Origin of the sequence: Agathobaculum massiliense, assembly GCF_900291975.1 — a bacterium.
Taxonomy (GTDB): Bacteria; Bacillota; Clostridia; order Oscillospirales; family Butyricicoccaceae; genus Agathobaculum; species Agathobaculum ammoniilyticum.
Genome location: NZ_OMPN01000001.1, coordinates 708918 through 728519, shown reverse-complemented (window position 1 = coordinate 728519; position 19602 = coordinate 708918). Strand labels below are relative to the sequence as shown.

Annotated in this window: 24 protein-coding genes and 2 pseudogenes; 4 read left to right on the top strand and 22 right to left on the bottom strand. The window is 49.7% G+C overall.

All coding sequences use genetic code 11. From position 1 onward, the window contains the following. Positions 1-481: 481 nt before the first annotated feature. Positions 482-1288: a helix-turn-helix domain-containing protein gene (locus DBQ51_RS03730; RefSeq protein WP_069432587.1), complete on the top strand. Its 807-nt coding sequence runs from the start codon at positions 482-484 to the stop codon at positions 1286-1288. A gap of 108 nt (positions 1289-1396) precedes the next feature. On the opposite strand, the gene DBQ51_RS17040 is transcribed toward DBQ51_RS03730, so the two are convergent. From DBQ51_RS17040 to DBQ51_RS03665, 12 genes are all read right to left on the bottom strand, one after another. Then, positions 1397-2014, bottom strand: coding sequence for a hypothetical protein (locus tag DBQ51_RS17040; protein WP_227116248.1), 618 nt, complete (start codon positions 2012-2014; stop codon positions 1397-1399). Positions 2015-2066: 52 nt separating this feature from the next. Then, positions 2067-2444 (bottom strand): TnpV protein, encoded by a 378-nt coding sequence (locus tag DBQ51_RS03720; protein WP_024739843.1) that lies wholly within the window; start codon positions 2442-2444, stop codon positions 2067-2069. Beyond that, positions 2404-2766: a helix-turn-helix domain-containing protein gene (locus tag DBQ51_RS03715; RefSeq protein WP_022742028.1), complete on the bottom strand. Its 363-nt coding sequence runs from the start codon at positions 2764-2766 to the stop codon at positions 2404-2406. Before DBQ51_RS03715 ends, DBQ51_RS03720 begins: the two co-directional genes overlap by 41 nt. 188 nt (positions 2767-2954) lie before the next feature. Beyond that, positions 2955-4574 (bottom strand): recombinase family protein, encoded by a 1620-nt coding sequence (locus DBQ51_RS03710; protein ID WP_000945966.1) that lies wholly within the window; start codon positions 4572-4574, stop codon positions 2955-2957. A gap of 111 nt (positions 4575-4685) precedes the next feature. Then, a complete protein-coding gene (locus tag DBQ51_RS03705; RefSeq protein ID WP_000427739.1) occupies positions 4686-4874 on the bottom strand; it encodes a transposon-encoded TnpW family protein in 189 nt (62 codons plus the stop codon). Positions 4875-4888: 14 nt separating this feature from the next. Further along, positions 4889-5728, bottom strand: a complete 840-nt coding sequence (locus DBQ51_RS03700) for an ATP-binding protein (protein ID WP_000200031.1) — start codon at positions 5726-5728, stop codon at positions 4889-4891. Then, positions 5725-6519: a replication initiator protein A gene (locus tag DBQ51_RS03695; protein WP_001205019.1), complete on the bottom strand. Its 795-nt coding sequence runs from the start codon at positions 6517-6519 to the stop codon at positions 5725-5727. The genes DBQ51_RS03700 and DBQ51_RS03695 overlap by 4 nt, the downstream gene beginning before the upstream one ends. A 72-nt stretch (positions 6520-6591) precedes the next feature. After that, complete coding sequence (locus tag DBQ51_RS03690; protein WP_000998386.1) at positions 6592-6978, bottom strand: cysteine-rich VLP domain-containing protein; 387 nt, start codon at positions 6976-6978, stop codon at positions 6592-6594. After that, complete coding sequence (locus DBQ51_RS03685) at positions 6968-8635, bottom strand: relaxase/mobilization nuclease domain-containing protein (protein WP_107630812.1); 1668 nt, start codon at positions 8633-8635, stop codon at positions 6968-6970. Before DBQ51_RS03685 ends, DBQ51_RS03690 begins: the two co-directional genes overlap by 11 nt. Next, the gene (locus tag DBQ51_RS03680) at positions 8607-9005 is read right to left on the bottom strand and encodes a plasmid mobilization protein (protein WP_001126628.1); all 399 of its coding nucleotides are present in this window, start codon (positions 9003-9005) and stop codon (positions 8607-8609) included. Before DBQ51_RS03680 ends, DBQ51_RS03685 begins: the two co-directional genes overlap by 29 nt. Positions 9006-9651: 646 nt before the next feature. Continuing rightward, positions 9652-9843, bottom strand: coding sequence for a hypothetical protein (locus DBQ51_RS17035; protein ID WP_000841357.1), 192 nt, complete (start codon positions 9841-9843; stop codon positions 9652-9654). A 131-nt stretch (positions 9844-9974) separates the two neighbouring features. Next, entirely contained in the window at positions 9975-10172 is a 198-nt protein-coding gene (locus DBQ51_RS03665; RefSeq protein ID WP_001909500.1) for a helix-turn-helix domain-containing protein, read from the bottom strand. Positions 10173-10254: 82 nt separating this feature from the next. On the opposite strand from DBQ51_RS03665, the gene DBQ51_RS17680 reads away from it, so the two are divergent. Further along, a complete protein-coding gene (locus DBQ51_RS17680; RefSeq protein ID WP_021659603.1) occupies positions 10255-10716 on the top strand; it encodes a hypothetical protein in 462 nt (153 codons plus the stop codon). Between the two features lie 41 nt (positions 10717-10757). Here DBQ51_RS17680 and DBQ51_RS03650 read toward each other — a convergent pair whose 3' ends face one another. From DBQ51_RS03650 to DBQ51_RS03600, 10 genes and pseudogenes are all read right to left on the bottom strand, one after another. After that, positions 10758-11525 carry a class I SAM-dependent methyltransferase gene (locus DBQ51_RS03650; RefSeq protein ID WP_000456787.1) on the bottom strand — a complete coding sequence of 256 codons (768 nt, stop codon included), beginning with the start codon at positions 11523-11525 and terminating at the stop codon, positions 10758-10760. Between the two features lie 231 nt (positions 11526-11756). Then, entirely contained in the window at positions 11757-12212 is a 456-nt protein-coding gene (locus tag DBQ51_RS03645; protein ID WP_001071126.1) for an XRE family transcriptional regulator, read from the bottom strand. 81 nt (positions 12213-12293) lie between these two features. Further along, a complete protein-coding gene (gene tet(W), locus DBQ51_RS03640; protein WP_000691721.1) occupies positions 12294-14213 on the bottom strand; it encodes a tetracycline resistance ribosomal protection protein Tet(W) in 1920 nt (639 codons plus the stop codon). 657 nt (positions 14214-14870) lie between these two features. Then, positions 14871-14999 (bottom strand): annotated as a pseudogene (locus tag DBQ51_RS03630) (Maff2 family mobile element protein); the annotation flags it as partial. An 89-nt stretch (positions 15000-15088) separates the two neighbouring features. Further along, positions 15089-15967, bottom strand: a pseudogene (locus DBQ51_RS03625) (VirD4-like conjugal transfer protein, CD1115 family); the annotation flags it as partial. Next, positions 15909-16427, bottom strand: coding sequence for a hypothetical protein (locus DBQ51_RS03620; RefSeq protein WP_456236514.1), 519 nt, complete (start codon positions 16425-16427; stop codon positions 15909-15911). The pseudogene DBQ51_RS03625 and the gene DBQ51_RS03620, both read right to left, overlap by 59 nt. A 77-nt stretch (positions 16428-16504) precedes the next feature. Beyond that, the gene (locus DBQ51_RS03615; protein ID WP_005924807.1) at positions 16505-16678 is read right to left on the bottom strand and encodes a transposon-encoded TnpW family protein; all 174 of its coding nucleotides are present in this window, start codon (positions 16676-16678) and stop codon (positions 16505-16507) included. A gap of 64 nt (positions 16679-16742) precedes the next feature. Further along, positions 16743-17606, bottom strand: a complete 864-nt coding sequence (locus DBQ51_RS03610; protein WP_107630811.1) for an ATP-binding protein — start codon at positions 17604-17606, stop codon at positions 16743-16745. Further along, entirely contained in the window at positions 17603-18337 is a 735-nt protein-coding gene (locus DBQ51_RS03605; protein ID WP_107630810.1) for a phage replisome organizer N-terminal domain-containing protein, read from the bottom strand. Before DBQ51_RS03605 ends, DBQ51_RS03610 begins: the two co-directional genes overlap by 4 nt. A 113-nt stretch (positions 18338-18450) precedes the next feature. Beyond that, the gene (locus DBQ51_RS03600; protein WP_107630809.1) at positions 18451-18849 is read right to left on the bottom strand and encodes a cysteine-rich VLP domain-containing protein; all 399 of its coding nucleotides are present in this window, start codon (positions 18847-18849) and stop codon (positions 18451-18453) included. Between the two features lie 126 nt (positions 18850-18975). Between DBQ51_RS03600 and DBQ51_RS03595 the strand changes: the two genes are divergently transcribed. Together DBQ51_RS03595 and DBQ51_RS03590 are read left to right on the top strand one after the other, a co-directional pair. Next, complete coding sequence (locus DBQ51_RS03595; protein WP_005924829.1) at positions 18976-19254, top strand: type II toxin-antitoxin system RelB/DinJ family antitoxin; 279 nt, start codon at positions 18976-18978, stop codon at positions 19252-19254. Continuing rightward, complete coding sequence (locus tag DBQ51_RS03590; protein WP_002596328.1) at positions 19251-19541, top strand: type II toxin-antitoxin system YafQ family toxin; 291 nt, start codon at positions 19251-19253, stop codon at positions 19539-19541. Before DBQ51_RS03595 ends, DBQ51_RS03590 begins: the two co-directional genes overlap by 4 nt. The last annotated feature ends 61 nt before the right edge of the window (positions 19542-19602 follow it).

Genomic DNA, 19602 nt, shown 5'->3' with positions numbered 1-19602 from the left:
TGCGCTTCCTCCCGTTTTAGTGTATGGTTTCGGGGCGATTTTCGGCAAAATTACAGCCATAGAGCCGCTTAAAATCTCCCGAAGTATCAGCGATATGGTAGACTGTCCCCCTATCAGATTGTCGTGTTTCGGTATCATTTCGGTGTCAGTTCGCCAGTTCTCCCCGGTGTCGTTCCTCCCCTGAATCTCACAGCGGCGTATCGCTCCCTTTGGTACGCTCGTTTCGGTCAGGGTTCCTCCACATCCCTGCTAAAAGTCATGGCGCTACATCGCCGGGGAAGCATATCCCACACAGGCTGGTCATTCGATTGGAATAATCCATCGATGAACTACCTGTATCATAGAACATTTTTGTGCCCTGTGCCGTATGTCCACAAAGTAGGAATTAAGGGTAAAAATCAGAACTTTCCACGATTACGGAAAGTGTGATATAATCCAGATAAGCGGCAGCAATGAAACCGTTGGAAGGGAGCGTGCACCCATGAAAGGAGCAACAAGCATACAGGAACGCCTTTGGGAACTCCGCAAGGACAAAGGCTTAAATCTGGAAGAACTATCAAAGCTGACGGGCATTTCCAAATCAGCTCTTGGAAGTTATGAAAAAGAAGATTTTAAGGAAATCAATCATGGCAACCTTATCACGCTGGCAGACTTCTATGGGGTTTCCGTTGATTATCTGCTGTGCCGGACAGAAAACCGGGAGCAGATCAACACACCATTGACGGAGCTGCATTTGAATGATGAGATGGTTGCACTTCTGAAAAGCGGTCGGATTAACAACCGTCTGCTCTGCGAACTTGCCACCCATAAGGACTTTATCAAGTTTCTTGCGGATATTGAGATTTATGTGGACGGGATTGCTACCATGCAAATCCAAAACCTCAATGCCCTTGTTGATACCGTCCGGCATGAAATCATTGAACGGTATCGCCCCGGCGAAGATGACCCGCATTTGAAGGTGCTGCAAGCTGCCCATATCAGCGATGATGAGTATTTCAGCCACATGGTTCTGGATGACCTCAACCTGATTATCCGGGATATTCGGGAAACCCACAAAAAGGACAGTGAGAGTGCGCCCCAGACCACCGTTGCCGATGAACTGAAAGAAAATCTGGAAGCGGTCGAAAATTTCAAGGGCAGCCGTTTGGAAAAACTGGCAATGCTTTACTGCAAGCAGCTCGGTATCAACTACAAAAATTTATCGGAAGAAGAATTTCGCTGGCTGATTCGGATTCTCCAAAAATCAAAGAAAATGGGAACGCCTATCAGCCAGAGGAAAAAACGGTAACAAAAAACCGCTGTTGCATGGTTGTGTTGGCTTCCATGTAGCAGCGGTTTGTGCTGTGGTTATTCAGTTGAAATTTTGAAGTGGTAAGTTGTATATTATAATTTCATATTACCATGGAAAAACAAAGTAAAATACCAAAGCACTAATTACCGAAGCGATTAGAAAAAGCTTCTTACTTTTTGCTTTTTTATAGAACATGAAAAGAAAAATTAGCACTCCTATTACATCCATCAATAACTGAAATAGGAATGTATGATGCCCTAAAAAGTAAATAAAAATTACAATTGCTTCTGCGGCTAAAGCACCTACTGGCAGAGAATATAATATAGAATTAAAAATATGTTCTTTATTCCAGTAATATAAGATAAACGCTGCTATTGCACAAGGGATTGAACAAATAGTAAATATCATAAATAGTGAAGTACGAAAACCACCAGAAAATAAAGGTATGAATGTTCCTAATATTGCTTGTAATCCATAGAAACTCAATGTCATTCCAAACATATATAAAAACGAACTAATCCCTGCACAAATGTTTGAAGTACTTGCTAAAACAATGATGGTATTGGTAATAATCCAAAATCCCAATAGTGTTTGAATTGACGAAAAACTCCATAATGTATCAGCTGGGCAATAATCTGTAAGCCTGCAAATACATCCGACTAAAATACCAACCAAAAAAATTGTTATATAGGATTTCATACTATGGGTTAAGGTTTTGTTCATAAATTTCCTCTCCTTCAGCTTTCAGTTTGTAATTGTCATTCTGACATACCGTTTATGAATAAACCATCTCATGCAAAATAATTTCTTCTGCCCGGTTGTGAATGTTATTGCAACGCTGCACCCATTCCATTTGAGAAGTACGCTTCAATTCCTCAGTCACGCCCTCGGCAGCTTTCATCTGCTCCATGATGGTGTCTAACCGTTCCTGTGCCTGTTCGTTCAGGTCTGCAAGGTATGTCCATAACTTCCCGGTCAGTGTCAATGTGTTCAATCTGGCTGGGTGGACTTCTCTTAAATATTCCCGGTGCATCCGTCCGTACTTTCCGATAGGGCGGTGTTCCTCCGGCAGCTTCAAATCTGGGATATAATAATCCCCAACAAGGATATAATCAATTCCGTTTTCCGTTATTCTTGGTTTCAATTCGCTCATGTTCCTTACCTCCTGTGGAAGCAGGCTCGTCTGGTACTAACTCAATCACATCGGTAATCTCACAATTCAGCGTTTCGCAGATACGGGCTAATGTATCCATGCTGATGTGCTTTCCCTCTTTGCTCATGTTGGCAATCATATTCGTTGTCATACCGGCGGCAAGCCTTAAATCCTCTTTCCTCATATCACGCTCTAACAGTGTGTGCCAGAGTGGTTTATAGCTGATGTGCATATTGTTTTCCTGCCTTTCTATCCATACCACCGGGGCGGCTGCCCCGGCAGGAACTTTTCTCTTATTATAACACCAATCTTGTGAAATCACAATTTATTATTGTAGTCTGCCGCTGATACCGTCTGGATTGGTTTTTCCTTTCTTTTTGTTCCCTTTAATTAGCCATAAACTGCTTAATGCCCTGTGATTTTGCTAATGTGCGATAAAGAAGTAATAGAAGTGTAAAAAATTTTGCCGTTCCTATCCGGCACTTAGGGCTGTGTCGGATAGGTCAGGCGTTAGGCTTCCGGCAAGTCTATCTTGCCGACAAAGCTGTAATAAATCTCAATGTCCTGCCTGCGGGTGCCGTTCTCGTCATAGCTGCACTCATGCACGACGATTTTCTCAATCATTTCCCGCAAGAGGGTGGGGGTCAATTCTTCAAAAGCAAGGTGCTTTCTCACAATCCCCATGAATTTCTCGGCGTTGACGGTGGCGGCCTGCGACTTGGAAAGTTCCTCCTGCAAAGCGGCAGCCCGGTCTTTCAGTTCCCGCTGCTCCTGCTCATAGTCCGCCGACAGCTCCATGAAACGCTCGTCGCTGATTTTGCCGCTTACATTGTCCTCATACAGCCGCTTGATAATGCGGTTCACTTCGGCAATGCGTGTCTGGGCCTGTTCAAGCTGCTTCGTGGCTGCGGCGGTCTTTCTCTTGCCGCCGATTTCGTTCTGCTGGATGAGCAGCTTTACAAAGCGGCTCTCATGCCTGGCGGCGTATTCCGTCACTTGCCGGAGATTGGAAAGCACGCCCGCCGTCAAAAGGTCGGTGCGGATAAAGTGTGCCGTACAGTCACGGGTACGCTTCTTGTAGCTGCCGCAGATATAACAGTCCTGCTTGCGGTTCTTGTTCTGATACCGCTGCTGATACAGCACATGGCCGCAGTCGGCGCAGAACAGCATACCAGAGAACAGCCCCACTTCATCATAGCGGTTCGGGCGTTTTCGCTGCTTGCGTAACTCCTGCACACGCTCCCATGTTTCCGTGTCGATAATCGGCTCATGGTGATTTGGGAAGATAGCCTGCTTCTCGATGGGGTTCTCAACGCTGTGCTTGACCTTGTAAGAGGGCTTCTCCGTCTTGAAGTTTACCAGACAGCCAGTGTACTCCCGGTTTTCCAGCAGATGGACGACGGTGTTTGTCGCCCACTTGCACTCATAGCCGGGGTGGTAGCGTCGGGTGCTGCCCGTCCTGCGGTATTCCAGCGTCCCCGGCGTGGGGATTTGCTGCTCCGTCAGCATACGGGCAATCTTGGTCGGGCCATTTCCCGCAAGGCAAAGCTGGTAAATCTGCCGGACAACCGGGGCGGCTTCCTCGTCAACGATATAGTTCTCGTCCTTGTCCATGAGATAGCCATAGACTGGCTTGCTGGTTACAGGCTTGCCGCTCATGCCTTTTGCTTTCTTTACTGCCTTGATTTTCTTGCTCGTATCTCTCACCAGCCATTCGTTAAATAAGTTCCGCAGAGGGGTAAAATCATTGTCCATGCCGCCGTTTGCGCTGTCCACGTTGTCATTGACAGCGATAAAACGCACGCCCTTTTGAGGGAACAGCATTTCCGTGTAAAATCCCACCTGCAAGTAATTACGCCCCAGCCTGCTCATGTCCTTGACTATGACGGTGCCGACTTTCCCGGCTTCAATGTCTGCAAGCATGGCTTGAAATCCGGGCCGCTGGAAGTTCGCACCTGAGTAGCCGTCGTCGGTGTACCAGCGCAGATTGGTAAAGCCGTTCTGCTTGGCGTAGGCTTCCAAAATCCGTTTCTGGTTGGAAATGGAATTGCTCTCGCCTTGCAATTCGTCCTCATGGGACAATCTCGGATAAAGGGCGGTAATGAGGTTTTGGGTGGCTTGTCTTAACATAAAATCCTCCGTTTCCGACAGCCAGCCCCACTATTCCGTGGTTTCATTGTACCACGGAACAGGGGCGGCTGTACAGCGGTAAAAGTGATAAATCTGCTTCTTTACAGCTTGTCAAATCGCCTTTTTTTGTGTAGCAGCGGCTTCCGCTTCCAGTACCCTCGCCATCTTGTCGGCGGCGGTGCTGGTGGTGTCTTTCTTGAAAAAGCCGGACACGACAAGAACGGTATTCCCCATGCGGATTTCCGTCACGCAGTCGGGGCGGCGGGTGGTACGGTGGTCGTGCTGCTTGATATTCTCCATAGGCAATACTCCTTTCATTCAGCCAGCAGTTTCTTCATGGTTTCCATTTTCCGCTTTGCGGTTTCCTGCCGGAAGTTGACGCCAGTAAAGCGTATCGGGACGCACATGGACAGCAGTCGGTCATAAATCCGGGAATGGGCCGTGTCTGTCGGCTTTTTCAACTCGTCCAGCGGGCGGTTGGTGGTGGCGATCAGCGGCTTGTTGCTGCGGTATCGGGTATCAATCACATGGAATACCTGTTCCAGTCCATAGTCGGTGCCACGCTCCATGCCGAAGTCGTCAATGATAAGCAGCGGATAGCGGCAAAGGCGGGAAATATACTCATTCCGGCCTGTAAAGCCGGGAGAGAGGTCGCCCAGGATAACGGCGAAGTTCGTCATATATACGGGGACTTCTTTCTCCATGAGGGCGTTTGCGATACAGCCCGCAAGGTAGCTTTTCCCGTTGCCGACGTTCCCCCAGAACAGGCAGCCGATGTTTTCGGCCTGCATTTCTTCCCAATGCTCCGCATACCGCCGGGCAATCCCGGTCTGCGGGTTTCTGCCGTTGTCGTTCTCGAATGTCCATTGCTGCATGGCTGAGTCGGCAAAAGCCCTCTGTTTCAGATTTTCCACGGCTTCCACATGGCGGCGGTGTTCCTCGGCGGCCTGCCGCTGCTCACGGGCGGCTCTCTGGCAGTCGCACTCTGCCGGGTGGCGGTCACGGCCAAACAGCTCCTTACCCTCCGGGAAGTAGGCTTCTTTCGGCGTATGGCACTTTCCGCAGTAAAGCAGTCCGTCCTCGCCGATATAGTCCTCCATCTCCGGGGCGGCGGTTGTCATGTTCTCCAAAATATCTTTGATTTCACTTGTCATAAGCTTTCTCCCTCCATACAGGTATAGTCGGGGATGCCCTGTTTTACGGCTCCCTTTTTGTCATTGGCCGCCCATCTGTGCAAGGCGGCGGCATAATTCTGGTAGGCTTTCCCGCTGGCGGCAAGGTAATGGCTCATTTCCTCAATCAGCCGTTCCAGCCTGTCCGGGTATTCTGCCTGTAACTCGTCATATTCGTCCTTTGACAGAAAAATATTCTCATATCGGCCATAAGCTGTGGGCGGCTCCCCACTCGCTCTCATTGTTTGGTTCTCTATTAAGTTGTTTATATTAGTTTTGTTAGGGGTCGGTTTTCCGACCATCATAGGGTCGGTTTTCCGACCGTCATAAGGTCGCTTTTCCGACTGTATGAGGGTCGCTTTTCCGGCCATCAGTTGGTCGGAAAACCGTACCACTGGGACAGGCGGCACTTTCACATAAAGCCGATTGGGTGCGGAGAAGCCCCGCCGTTCCCGTTCTAAAAGCCCGGCTGCGTCCAGTTCTTTCAAGGCTCCCTTGATGGCGGTACAACCCTTGTCCAGCATTTCCGCTATCTCCGCAACGGGGTAGACAATGAATATCCTGCCCTCGCCGTCCTGCCAGCCGTTCTTCTGTGACAGGGTGGAGCGGTCTAATAAAAGCGCATACAGCAGCTTGGCGGTCTGTGAAATCTCCATTTTCAGCAGGAAACGGGGGTATGGAAGATAGGCGGGCAGCGTGGTGTCTGCCCTGATATAATCAGCGATAGTATCACCTCCCTCTGTGTTGTGTCGTTTTTGGGCTTTGTCACGCATTAGGACGGCATTTCCGGGGGGAAAGGATAAATGTATCGCATACCCTTTGACACCCACGAAAAAAGCCTTGATTTATGCGGGTTTGAAAGGCTCTAAAGCGTGACATTTCTGCCTTTGTTTCCGCTTTCTCTCGGCGGCTTTGCGTTTCTTCATGCACCCGGCGCAGCCGGGGCAGTATTTCCCCCGGTTGGATTTGGGGACAAAGGCCGCCCCGCAGACCGCGCAGCGTTTCCGGCTCCCCCGGTACAAGAGGGCTGCGGCCAGCTCCCCGTCAAGGGGCAGGACAGCCACACGGAACCAGCGGCACATGAGGGAATAGGAAATGCTCTGGACGCACACGCAAGGCTCCCCGTCGTCTAACAGCAGGCAGTTCCCCTCGTCGTAGTTACAGCACTCATGCACAAGGCGGCGGGCTGCCTGGTGCTGGCGGTAGTCCATGCGGGACGGCTTATCGTTCATGGCTCTGCTCCTTTCTGCGGTGCGGCTCTTCCCGGCGCAAAATCTGGTCGATGTTCCGCTTGACGGTCTGCAACTCCCTGAACCGCTGCTTCTGTTCGTGATAGGTGTTGTACAGGCCGTCTTTCTCGGAGATAAGCTGCTCGATCTCGGCCTGCAACGCTTTTCGGCCGGGCAGCTTGGTAAGCCCCTGTGCCTTGAAATACCGGGCGGCGGCTTCGGCTATGATAAAATCGCTCTCGTTTGCCTGGCGGTATGCGGCGCGGGCTTTCTCGGATTTCTGCGCTTTCAGCCCCTCGCGGATGGGCTTGGTCTTGGCATAGGCAAGTACCTGTTGCCGCAACTCCCTTTTCCCTTGCAGCTTCGTTTCCAGTGCTTTCAGTTCGCCGCTGGTCTGGCGCATTTCCTGATAGGCGGTAGCAACGGCGGCTTCAAGCTGTTCCGGGGAAGAAAAGCCGTACTGTTGGTAGATGGTCAGGGTCTTGGCGGCCTGTTTCAGATTGTGTATCTTCGCCCATCGTTCATAGCCTTTGCCCTTGCCCTCGGCCATCTTCTGCTCAATGTCCACAAGCCGCTGCACACTGTCCTGTCTGGGGTCGATTTTCCCTGTCTTTTCGCCCTGTAAGCGGCCTTTCCCGGCGTGTAGGTATTCGGGTATGGCTGCGGTCTGTTCGGCGGCTCTGGCGGCTTGGTGCTGCGGGGTGTAGCGAACCGTTACGCCCCTCTGGGCGTTCTGCTCCAAAACGGCAAGGACGGCGGTGCGGTCAAAGTCGCCGCCCAGCTTCCGGGCGGTGATAGGCTTCGTCCTGTCTGGCGTGAGGTAGGACAGCCGCCCCCGGCTCTCCTTGACGGTCACACCCTCCCGCAACAGCAGAGAGGAAAACTCGTCAAAGCTGGCAGCGGTGGCAAGGGCTTTCCGTAGGGTCTGCCGCAGCTTCTCCTTGTTCGTTTCAAACTTGGTCTGCCGGGGCGTGATACCGCCTGCAATCATGGGGGCGTTCTGCTTGTCCAGTGCGGCCTGTCCCTTTTTCTGCGCCCAATATTCCCGGTCTGTGACACGGTTCTTGCTGCCGTTCAAGAGGTCGATTTGGTAAAGTCCTTCCCAGTGGCACATCTCCATGACCTCGGACTTGAAGTAGCGTAGGGCTGCGTCGGTGCAGCGGTGCTTGCACCCGGCTTTCGTGTCCGCTGGCCTGTCCATGTAGGGCAGGAACGGCACTTCCTCTATCCGCAGGCTGTTAATGACGATATGCACATGGATGTTGCCGCTGTGGTTATGCCCGTCCGGGTGGGTGCAGACAAGGGCCTGATGGCCGGGGAAATGCTCTTTACAGAATTGCTCCCCCAACGCCTGCGCCCGGTCTACGGTCAGGCCGTTGTCCGGCCCGTCCCGTGGGTCAAAGCTGATGATATAGTGGTGGCTTTTCACATCCTCCCGCCGCTGATTTTTCTCATAGCGGAGATTGGAGCGCATACACGCAACGGCAAAATCCTCGCCGCCGCAGTTCAGCGTGGACAAGCGATAATCCTCACGGGGGATAAGCCTGCCGTTTTCATCAAGGACGGGCTTCATAGTAAATTCGTCATGCTCAAAGAGCAGGTATTGTTCGGCGGCTCCGTAGTCGGCGTTCTTAGAGCCTAAATGCTTGAGTGTTGCCAACGGCGTCACCTACTTTCTTTAGGACTTCATACTTGAGGGCGGCAAGGTCGGCGGCCGCTTCCCGCAATTCCTTTGCCATAGCCGGGTAGGGGCTATGCCACTCGTTGAGGGTGCGGGCAATCTGGTTGAGATTGCCGCCAATCCTGCCGTACTCGGCTGTGAGCTTCCCGACAGCGGAGAGCAGCTCGTCATTGACTGACGACACATGGAGTACGGGGCGTATGGTAGTGCGCCGGATGGCCTGCCGGAGAAATTCGGACTGACTGATACCATAGGGCGCAAGCCGTTCTGTGAAGTCGGCGTATTCTTCATCGGTCAGCCGGGTTTTCACAACATGGCTGCGGTGGGGGGTGTTGTATCGCTTCGGCATGGGCTGTAAACCTCCTTTCACTTATCACAAAAAATGGGCTGGTCTGTTAGCTATTTTCGGGGCATTTCCTGTCTGCCGGACAGAAATATTTTTGCGGCGTAAGCCGCATAGCAGGGTTTGGGGAAGGCACTCCCCAACAAGTTTCCCGCGAGGGGCAAAACCGCAGAATTGCGGATTTTGGCACCGTGGTAGAAACTTGCTCTAAGTAAGCCGTAGATTTCCCCTTGCACTTACTACTCGTATAGCTGCCGCCTGTTTTGGCCGGATTTCTGCAAAAATCTTACGGCGTGGGGCGATTTTTACCCGCAGTTCTTTCTTTCCGCTAAAGATACATTTCAAAGGCCGCCAGCTACCCGCTTGCCGGGAATTTTCTCAAATTTTCCTTTGCCTTAGAAATACAGAAAATGCAGATTTGGCTACCGCCGCAGAAAATTTTTTGTTTCCGGCTTCACCTACCTACTACGGATGACTTTGCGATTTTGCCAAACGGATAAAGAAAAAAGCAGCAAATCTTTTTCAGACTTACTGCTTTCGCTGGCCGCCGATGGGCGGTGGATATTCAGTTTTGAAAGTTCAGGTCAGGTTGGCCCGATGATGGATAGCACAATAAATTCCTGTTTTCCCTTTAAGGCATTGTGCATTTTTTCTATTTCTCTTGATGATTATTTTTTTCATAATCAATCAATGTACCTATAACAATTCCAATCAACATTCCGATACCTGCACAAATAGAAATAGCAAAAAGATTTTGCAAAAACGCCCATGCCAACACACCTATGCAACCACCGACAATAAATCCTGTTAATAAGCCAATAGTTAAGTATTTATTACTTTTCATATTGCTATATCTCCCCTAAAAGTATATTTGTCGTTGGTTCTATTATACTATGACCTGCTTCCTTTAGGAATAGATGAATTGTAAACTGGCTGGAGTGAAACCGCTAATGACAGCCAGTGTTTGTTCTTTGTTTATCGGTCAAAGCGAAATTTGAACAGGGCGGCAATGAGCTGTTGCTTTATATGTTCCTCAACTTCGGCGTTGACTTTCCCGTGTACTTTGGAACAGTAGCGGATATATCCGGCATAGTGGGAAAGAATGGTGTCGATTGCGTCCGGGTCGCCCTCATGGGCTTTGACGATTGTTTCATAGGGGAGAAGTTTACTCATAGTCATTTCCCTCCATGAGCCGCCTTAACCGCTGCAAGGCAAGCCGGATATGCCGCCCCGCTGTGCTGCGTGTCCGGCCAATATGTACGCCGATCACTCGCTGCGGCTGGCGCAGGAAATAGTAACGAAAAATTTCTTCCTGCGTCTGCTCCGGCAAAAGGGCAAGGGCGGCGGCAAGCTCCGCATGATACAGAACGGCGGTCTGGCCGCAGGCGGTAAAAAGATATTCTTCAAGCTACTCCGGCTCGGCAAGCTGGACAAACTTTTCACTCATCAGATAATCAAGGGAAACTTCCCGTTCCCACCTCCGGCGCAGCTTCAAGATTTTATCTATGGCTGCGTGACGAATGACTACCTTGCAAAAGGCATTGAATGTGTACTGGATATGCACCTTGTAGGCTTCATCTTCGGTCATGGAAATTCCCCCTCTCTGAATAATAGTGCGGGGCGGCAGTACTCCTTGCTGTCGCCCCTTGATTGCCTACCAGCAAAGACGGGCGGGGCTGTCAACGACGGCGCGAAGCGGCGTTCATTTTATCGTTGACTGGCTCGGCTGGGTTTGCTATTTACCCGACAAACTTGAATTTATTTTAAGCTATCACGTTTTACCTTCTTAAGCCTTACTATCATTACCATAGGAATTTCTTTGTTGGTTTTGAAACATTCTTCATAAAATCCATCAATGACAAATCCAGCTCTAAAACAAAGGTTAAAAATATCTTGTATGGAACGATGATAATAAATCTGCTCTTTCGGTTGCCCTTCAATCGCTATATCATAGTAACTGTGCGGTGTCATATATTTTTCAGTCAACGTGACAAAACAAGGGTGTTGCGTTGCAAAGACAAAAATTCCGCTTTCCTGCAACAGTTCATAAACAGCCATAAGAAGTGGTTCAATGTCCGTAATATCCATAATTGCCATATTAGAAACTGCTTTCGTAAAGGCTCGATTTCTTTTTAATTCTAATATACTTTTTCTATCGGTCGCATCCGCCACACAAAATTCAATTTGTTTTGCATATTGTGATTGCCGTCTTTTAGCCAATTCTATCATTTTTTTGCTGTAATCAAAAGCGACAACCGAAGCACCTCTTTGTGCAAGATACGAAGAATAATTTCCATTGCCACACGCAATATCCAAAATGTAATCCGCAGGATTAGGAGATAGAAGTTCCGTTACTTTGGGGCGCACTACCTCTCTGTGAAATTCATTAGATTCGTCACCCATTGCATTATCCCAAAATTGTGCGTTCTCCTCCCAGATTTTTTTACTTTCCTCTGTTCCCATGTTCTCTCCCACTCCCAAAATTTGCTTTTTTGCTTCCATTAAATCTTCCTTACTATATTCCATTGTTACCCTCCATAACTTCTGATTGTTGTCGTCTTGACTATTATGTATCTTTTCTTTCCAAAATGGTATAGGCTTTTATTTTTGTAATGCTGCAAAACTTTTCTTCTGTAAGGTATTCAAAGGATATTTCCCTTTGCCGCCGCTTGCATTAAGCCGCCGCTATTGGAAAGCCAAAAGCAGCGGCTTTTTTTACTCGGTATTACCGAAAAGTATAGAAAGCAGGATATGTCATCATTTGTCATTTCTTCTCAATGTAATAACTGCATGGCATATCAAGCCAAATACAAGAGAAAAACAGCCACCGCCAAATAGTGATGCTCCCCACCCTGCACCTGACATTGTCATAAAACCGCCAACAAAGAAAATACCAATGCCAAGAAATATACCAACACCATAAAAAAGTCCAATTGCCATATCGTACTTATTAAATTGTCGTTTCTCCTTTTTTTCATATGTTTCCATCTTTGTTATTACCTCCTTCGCAAAATCGTCCATGTTGACTCCAAAAAGAAAGCAAATTTTTTTCAACATATTTAAATCGGGTTCATTAACATCTCTCTCCCAATTCGATAGTGCCTGCCGGGTAACATTCAATTCCCCGGCTAGTTCTTCCTGTGTCATTCCCAATTGTGTTCGCAGATGACGTATTTGCTTTCCTGTTGTAATATTCGTCTGTTCCTGGTTCAAAATAGTTTCTCCTCTCTGATACTGATTTTATCAATGATATTTCGCAATAGCCAGCAATGAACGCTTGCATTGCGCAAGACGTTACATTATCTTCTGAAACATATAGCGCACCTTGTCCAGGCGGCTGTTTGGACGGCGGGGCTGGATGACTGGCTTGCCGACAGCGGCCTGATACCCTTTCAGTTCTGTAAGGCATACGCTCTGCCCGTTGGTGTAAAAGGCCAGATCAGTACGGTATGCCTGTATACAGCGGGCGGGAATCTCGCCAGTAAAGACAACTTCATCCTTTTTTACCTGGACCGTTTCGATGGTGGCACAGTATTTCGGTGCATCATGATAAGCCCTGGAAAGATATTCCCGGGGCGCATAGAGGGTGAAGGAGAGATAAGGTTCCAGCAGTTGCGTCCCTGATTCCTTCAATGCCTGTTCCAATACAATCGGGGCCAATGAGCGGAAGTCCGCCGGCGTGCTGACCGGACTGTAATAAAGCCCGTATTCAAAGCAAATCTTACAGTCCGTTACGTTCCAGCCGAACAAGCCCTGCTCCAGCCCGTAACGGATACCATCCCTGACAGCGTTTTGAAAACTCTGGTTCAAGTATCCCAGCGAAACCCGGCTCTCGTATTGTACACCGGAGCCAAGCGGGAGTGGTGTAACAGACAGTCCGATGGATGCCCAAAACGGGTTGGGCGGCACCTCGATATGGATGGTGTGGCTGGCTGCTTTGAGCGGCCGCTCCATATAAATGACGGTGGGTTCCTTTACCACTGTTTCAAGCTTGTATTTTTCCGACAGCAAAGCGGAAACAACCTCCAACTGCACCCGGCCCAAAAAAGAAAGAATGATCTCATGGGTGATGGAATCCACCTCGCAGCGCAAAAGCGGGTCAGTATCCGCAAGTTGCGTAAGAGCGTCCAGCAGCCGTTCTCTTTGCGCTGCCGTTTTCGGCGCAATCGACGTCCGCAGCATGGGGAGGGGGTCCTCACGCCACCTTTTACGAGGGAGCCGGGTTGGGTCCCCTAATACATCGTTTAACCTCACGCTGTCGCTGGGAAGGATAACAATTTCACCCGGATAAGCGGTGTCTGTCCGAACAATTTCCCCTTTGGATGGAATACGCATCTCTGTGATTTTCAGCTTTTCTCTCCCGGCCAGGGCCACCGTATCCCGCAGGCGCAGCGTTCCGCTGTATAGCCGTAGATAGACACGCCGCTGGCCGCAATCTGTATACTCCACCTTGAAAACGCTGCCGCATAGGGCGGCGCTCCCCTGTTCCCCAATCGGTTGGAACAGCCCTGTCACCGCATCCATCAACGGTTGAATGCCAAGGCCCTTTTTGGCGCTGCCATAATAGACCGGGAACAGGGAGGCGTCTTGAACCCGCCGCTGTTCCTCCCGCACAAGTTTTTCCCGGCTGATTGGTTCTCCTGCGATATACTTTTCCAATAATTTATCGTTATTTTCGATGACCGCATCCCATGCTTCTATGTCGGTATTTTCCTCCAGGACTATTTCCGGGGACAGCGACACCGTCTGCTTGATGATAATATCGGCGGAGAGCTTATCCCGAACAGACTGAACCACGCTCTGCAAATCAACGCCAGCCTGGTCGATCTTGTTGATAAAGATAACGGTGGGAATGTTCATTTTCCGCAGGGCATGGAACAGAATACGGGTCTGGGCCTGCACGCCATCTTTAGCGGAGATCACCAAGATGGCCCCATCTAAAACAGCCAAAGAGCGGTACACCTCCGCCAAAAAATCCATGTGGCCGGGCGTATCCACAATGTTGACTTTACATCTGTGCCACTGGAAGGAAGTGACTGCCGCTTGAATGGTAATCCCACGCTGCCGCTCCAAAAACATGGTGTCCGTCCTCGTTGTCCCTTTTTCGACGCTCCCCGGTTCTGAAATGGCTCCGCTGGCATATAGCAGGCTCTCCGTCAAGGTCGTCTTTCCAGCGTCTACATGGGCAAGAATTCCAATATTGATTATTTTCATGTGATTGTCCTCCCTTTACTGCCCCGAAGGGCATAAAAATCCCCAGCAGTAAAATACTTTTACCACTGGGGATGATAATTTGCGGACATACACATATACAGCATACACCTGTTTGTGAGTGCTGTTTTTGGGGATATGTCAAAATTGATAAGGCAAAAGTATTCTTAAATTGGGTACAAAAAACTAAGCCCCTACAAAAGGGACTATCATAATCCTTTGTTCCCACTATTTGATTATAGTTTTATTTAAGAATACCTTGCCGCATATTTTTTACTCCTTTTCTGGAATTGAATTATTATATCACATCAGTTTTAGGAAAACAAGTATCTAAAAGAAATTTTTCTTCCCCTTATATGTAACAATCATACCGGCTTCCTAACGTTCAGAATGGTTTCTACTGTCTGCTGCGGTGTTTGGTTGGAATTGTCCAGCCAAAAGCCGATCCGTGGTGTTGTCTGCATTTTACTAAATACAAATTCAATGTATACAGAAAGAAATATATAAGGAGTGGGAGGGATTCCGCCGTAGTCGGCATTGTAGGAAAATCCAAAAGTTTAGATTTTCTCAAAATGCTTATCTTTTGGTCTTTGGTTCGGAATAGTGTAGTGCTGGCGGTCTATCTATTGTTTTCGGTTGCTTGCTTCTTTACCGTACATGAGCATTTGCCGCAGGGTTGTCCGACCCGTAACCTTCCAGAAGGTTGATGACGCCCCATACCGCCAGACCAGCGCCAAGAGCCATGACCAGAATTTTAAGAATGTCGATTGCCTGATTGAAAAATTCCATATACGTTCCTCCATTTTGTTTGTTTGATGGTTTTGGGTACAAAAAAAGCCGCCTACATCGGCGGCGCTTCGGGTCATCATGGCCCGAAGTTACACAAACTCGTCGCTGTCCAGATCATCGAAATTCAACAGGTCAGCTTCTTCGTCCGTGTCGGAGCCGTCCACTTCGTACACCGTGTATTCGTCCTCCGGCTTTAGTCTCAATGGCCGGTGGCGGAACAGGCTTTCCAAGCGGAAGGCGTTTTTCTTTTTATCAAATTCGGCTGTGTACTTGTAATTCGGGTGCTTTTTCAAGTCATACTTCGGGGACAGGAAGGGCGGGAGCCCCCGAAGCTGCAAGATACATTTATCCCCGGGCATGGTGGTGATCTCGCTGGTGGTCATCAGTTCCCGGCCAAGCCGCTGCATATTCTGGCTGTAACTTTCAGACTGTCCACGGCTTCGGCCCTCGGTCTGCATAGAGATGGTGGCCTTGCCCAGCCAGTTTTCCGAAATATCCTTTAGGGTGGAAGCCTCCCGGCCTCCGAGGAATACGATACTGTCCATGTTGCCCATGACGGTTTCGGAATGGTCTTTGTACAGCGCCTTGCACTGGCTCATAGCCTGATAAAAGAGCGTCAGGCTGATCTCACGGGAGCGGATGACGGCCACGATCTTTTCCAGCCCCGGCACCTGCCCGGTGTTGGCAGCCTCGTCCCACAGCACCCGCACATGGTAGGGCAGACGCCCGCCATAGGTGTTGTCAGCCCGTTCACACAGAAGGTTGAACATCTGCGAAAAAGCGAGGGCAACCAAAAAGTTGTAGGTGGTGTCCGTGTCGCTGATAAGAAAGAACAGCGCCGATTTTTCGTCCCCCAGCTTATCAAGCTCCAGCTCGTCATAGGACATGATCTCCCGGAGCTGTGGAATGTCAAAGGGAGCCAGCCTTGCACCGCAGGAAATCAAAATGCTTTTGGCTGTCTTGCCAGAGACAGATTGTCAAGGATTTTTTAATCAAATTCACAAAAAATCTACAAAAAAGGTGCCAGAAGCACCGTATGGCTCCTGACTCCTCGTTTGATAGATTACATTTTCCGTTCAGCAGGTCTTTGCAGAGATACGCGTAGTCTGGCAGCTGGTTGATATATGGCTCCCAACGCCTCTTGATTTCGGCCAATTCCAGCGGATCGGCTGCTTCCAGTGCATGATCGTTGCCCGTCATATACAAAACATCCGTAGCAACATCGTCCAAACACCTGCCGCAGAGATCGGCGGCTGATTCTATCCTGATGCCAGTATCCACATAAAGCGGATTTACGCCAATCGTCAGCCAGACATAGCCCACCTTGTCCGACCAGAGCAGTTCAAAATCAGGGCTTTGCCGCAGATGTTCCGTAAAGACTTCCTTTACTCGCTCAATTTCATGTTTCTCTTTTTCTGTGTAAAGCATTTTCGTGTCCTCCTTGACAAAAATTTTGGTGCGTACCATCATCAGTTTAGCACAAGGCGGCTTCGTTTATCAGTCTGTTACATCTGCTGAATTTCATTTTTGAGCATACGCTTGATTTTATCGCTCATGGTTTCTGTGCTGGTATTGCTGAAATGGACATGAACCTTGTAGGTTGTCTTACCGATTTTCTTTACCATCGCTGGCGTGTTTTCCGGCGCTCTGGACGCAGTAGCGGCGTCTGCCACCTGCATAGTACGGGGTTCTCTGTTCATGGCGCTCCTTTCTCCGAACGGGTCTGTGCCGCCCGGTAAAAAATCAGTCGTGCTTACTGTTTACAATGTCTTTTGCTGCCTGTCGGGTAGCACCGGCATTTTCTTCCCGGAAATTCTTCCCGTCAAAGAGAATCGGCGCACACCGTTCCAGAATACGGTCATAGATACGGGCGTGAGCCAGATCGGGCGGGTTTTTTAACTCGGACAGTTTCAAGTTTGTTGTGATAATCATGGGTCTGCGGCTGCGATAGCGGCTGTCGATGACGAAAAACATCTGCTCCATAGCATATTCTGTACTGCGCTCTACACCCAGATCGTCAATGATAAGCAGGTCATACTCGTCAAAGCTGGCAATAAACTCCGACCTGTCCTCAGAGAACATCCCGGTCAGGCGGTTCAGGATGGTAGGAAAGTTCGTCATCAGCACCGGCACATCCCGGTCAAGCAGGGCGTTGGCGATACAACCGGCGAAAAAGGACTTGCCGGTTCCCACATCCCCAAACAACAGCAGGCCGGTGTTGTTCCTGTATGCCTCCTTCCAGTTCTCCACATAGGCGCGGGCCTTGTCCATCAGGGGATTTTGGCCGTTGTCATTGGAAAATGTGTAGTCGTACAGATAACGGTCTTGCAAACCCTGTGCCTTTCGGCGTTTGATACGCTCCATGCGGCGCTGCCGTTCTTCAGCAGCCTTGCGCTGCTCCTCAGCCTCCCGCTGGCACTGGCAGATGCAGCGCGGCATAAAGTAGCCGGATTTCCCGAAGCATGGCACAACAGTCTGCCTCTGGCCGCCGCATTTCTTACAGTGGATGAGACCGTCTGACAGGTCTATACACTCGTCCTCAGCCAGTTCCACACCGGCGGCTGCCTTGTCAATCAGCGCCCGGATTTCTGCGGTAATCTCAATCATACGGTTTCATCCTCCTTTACGCTGTAATCCCGGTTGCGAGAGGGCGGGGCTGCTTTCTTCGCGTCCTCACCGGCCCAGCGCCGGATGGTGGCGACATGGCTCTGATAACGCTTGCCGGTAGAAGCCATGTACTCGGACAGCTTTTCGATGTACTGGCCCCATACAGTGGGAAAGCTGGCCTGTAAGTCTGCCAGTTCCCCGTCCGTCAGGAAAACATTCTGGTAACGGCCATAGGCGTGGGCGGGGTGTCCCTTCTCTATCTCTCTCTTTATCTCTATCTCTTTCTCTAACTCTATCTCTATCTCTGGTGGACGAATGTCGGACAAATGTCCGCCGTTTGTCCGGGCCGCGGAAAGAGCCTTGTTTTGGAGCCTCGCAGCCCGCTTTCGCTCAGCCTCGGTAGAGGACTGGCCGATTAAAAGTTCGATGTTGCTCATGTAGAATGTGCCGCTGTCCAGCACTTCCACAAGACCCAGCTTCAAAAAGATCTGCAAGGCTCTCTCCACAGTGCCGATCTGCTGGCGGGTAATGGTGGCGATCATCTGCGCCGTGTAAGGAATGTCCTCGTCAAGTTGAAGCCGTCCACCATGTTTCAGCGATTTCAGATACAGCTTGAGCAGAATGTTGGAATACAGCACACCATCCTGCATACTTTCCAGCAGCACGATGGAATCATCGTCAAAATAGTTTTCTTTGAGTTTCAAGTAATAATATTTTCGGTTGTCTGACATAGGGTTCCTCCTTGGGGTTTCTCTTGGGATTCTGTACGCATTTTAAGGCCGTTTTAGGGGTCGGAGGATAAATCTATCAGCCTGCCTTTGACACCCTCGAAAAAAGCCTTGATTTACAAGGGTTTTTCAGCCCCTAAAGCGTGACATTTCTCCCGTTGTTTCCGCTTGCGCTTTGCGGCGTTGATCCGTTTCATGCGCGCGGCACATTCCGGGCAGTATTTGGCTCTGTTAGAACCGGGGGTAAACAGCGCCCCACATACGGCGCATTTCTTAGCATTCAGCCGGTGGAACAGCGCCGTTTCCAGTTCCTTATCCTGCGGTAATACCGCCGCCCGAAACCACCTGCACAACAGGGAGTAGGAAATAGACTGGACACAGACACATTCCTCCCCATCGTCCAGGGAGATACAGTTTCCGTCGATGTAGTTACAGCACTCATGCACCAGCCTCCGCGCTCTGCGGTACTGGCGGTAATCCATGACAGGGATAGGTTCAGTCTTGTTGTTCTTCATAAATGATTTCTTTCATAAAGCAGGTATCCTCCTTGAATGAATTTATTGTTAAATATTCGTGCAAAGTATTGTTTTCTTCGTGCAAATGGCATATACTATAATTGCCAGCAGAAAGGGGTTGATCGTATGGCTGGAAATACCACAAACATCAGTATCCGCATGGACGCAGATTTGAAAGCGCAGGCGGACGCACTGTTTACGGAACTTGGCATGAACCTGACTACGGCGTTTAACATCTTTGTGCGCCAGTCGCTTCGTGAAGGCGGCATTCCCTTTGAGGTAAGGCTGGAACAGCCGAACAAAGAAACGGTTGCTGCCATGCTGGAAGCGGAAAGGATTGCAAAAGACCCGTCTGTAAAGGGCTACAATGACCTTGACGAGTTATTTGCTGACCTGAAAAGATGAAAGAAACCAAATATACCGTCAAGTACACGACCAGTTTCAAAAAAGACTACAAACGAGCCATAAAGCGTGGCTTGAAGATCGAGCTGCTGGAGCAGGTCGTAGCATTGCTGGCAATGGGCGAACCGCTGCCGGATAAGAACCGCGACCATGACCTGTCCGGCGATTGGGCAGGCCATCGGGAATGTCATATTCTCCCGGACTGGCTGCTTGTCTATCGCATAGAGGATGATGTTCTGGTGCTGACGCTGGCCCGCACCGGCACACACAGCGACTTGTTCGGCAAATAAACAGTCTGCCGCCGTATGGGGAAACCTGTACGGCGGTTTTTCTGTATGCAAAGGTATGTCG

Coding starts and splice junctions, on each gene's coding strand:
- DBQ51_RS03730 (WP_069432587.1), top strand. CDS start 482: ATGAAAGGAGCAACAAGCATACAGGAACGCCTTTGGGAACTCCGCAAG.
- DBQ51_RS17040 (WP_227116248.1), bottom strand. CDS start 2,014: ATGAACAAAACCTTAACCCATAGTATGAAATCCTATATAACAATTTTT.
- DBQ51_RS03720 (WP_024739843.1), bottom strand. CDS start 2,444: ATGAGCGAATTGAAACCAAGAATAACGGAAAACGGAATTGATTATATC.
- DBQ51_RS03710 (WP_000945966.1), bottom strand. CDS start 4,574: ATGTTAAGACAAGCCACCCAAAACCTCATTACCGCCCTTTATCCGAGA.
- DBQ51_RS03705 (WP_000427739.1), bottom strand. CDS start 4,874: ATGGAGAATATCAAGCAGCACGACCACCGTACCACCCGCCGCCCCGAC.
- DBQ51_RS03700 (WP_000200031.1), bottom strand. CDS start 5,728: ATGACAAGTGAAATCAAAGATATTTTGGAGAACATGACAACCGCCGCC.
- DBQ51_RS03695 (WP_001205019.1), bottom strand. CDS start 6,519: ATGCGTGACAAAGCCCAAAAACGACACAACACAGAGGGAGGTGATACT.
- DBQ51_RS03690 (WP_000998386.1), bottom strand. CDS start 6,978: ATGAACGATAAGCCGTCCCGCATGGACTACCGCCAGCACCAGGCAGCC.
- DBQ51_RS03680 (WP_001126628.1), bottom strand. CDS start 9,005: ATGCCGAAGCGATACAACACCCCCCACCGCAGCCATGTTGTGAAAACC.
- DBQ51_RS17035 (WP_000841357.1), bottom strand. CDS start 9,843: ATGAAAAGTAATAAATACTTAACTATTGGCTTATTAACAGGATTTATT.
- DBQ51_RS03665 (WP_001909500.1), bottom strand. CDS start 10,172: ATGAGTAAACTTCTCCCCTATGAAACAATCGTCAAAGCCCATGAGGGC.
- DBQ51_RS17680 (WP_021659603.1), top strand. CDS start 10,255: ATGTACGCCGATCACTCGCTGCGGCTGGCGCAGGAAATAGTAACGAAA.
- DBQ51_RS03650 (WP_000456787.1), bottom strand. CDS start 11,525: ATGGAATATAGTAAGGAAGATTTAATGGAAGCAAAAAAGCAAATTTTG.
- DBQ51_RS03620 (WP_456236514.1), bottom strand. CDS start 16,427: ATGCTTTACACAGAAAAAGAGAAACATGAAATTGAGCGAGTAAAGGAA.
- DBQ51_RS03615 (WP_005924807.1), bottom strand. CDS start 16,678: ATGCAGGTGGCAGACGCCGCTACTGCGTCCAGAGCGCCGGAAAACACG.
- DBQ51_RS03610 (WP_107630811.1), bottom strand. CDS start 17,606: ATGATTGAGATTACCGCAGAAATCCGGGCGCTGATTGACAAGGCAGCC.
- DBQ51_RS03605 (WP_107630810.1), bottom strand. CDS start 18,337: ATGTCAGACAACCGAAAATATTATTACTTGAAACTCAAAGAAAACTAT.
- DBQ51_RS03600 (WP_107630809.1), bottom strand. CDS start 18,849: ATGAAGAACAACAAGACTGAACCTATCCCTGTCATGGATTACCGCCAG.
- DBQ51_RS03595 (WP_005924829.1), top strand. CDS start 18,976: ATGGCTGGAAATACCACAAACATCAGTATCCGCATGGACGCAGATTTG.
- DBQ51_RS03590 (WP_002596328.1), top strand. CDS start 19,251: ATGAAAGAAACCAAATATACCGTCAAGTACACGACCAGTTTCAAAAAA.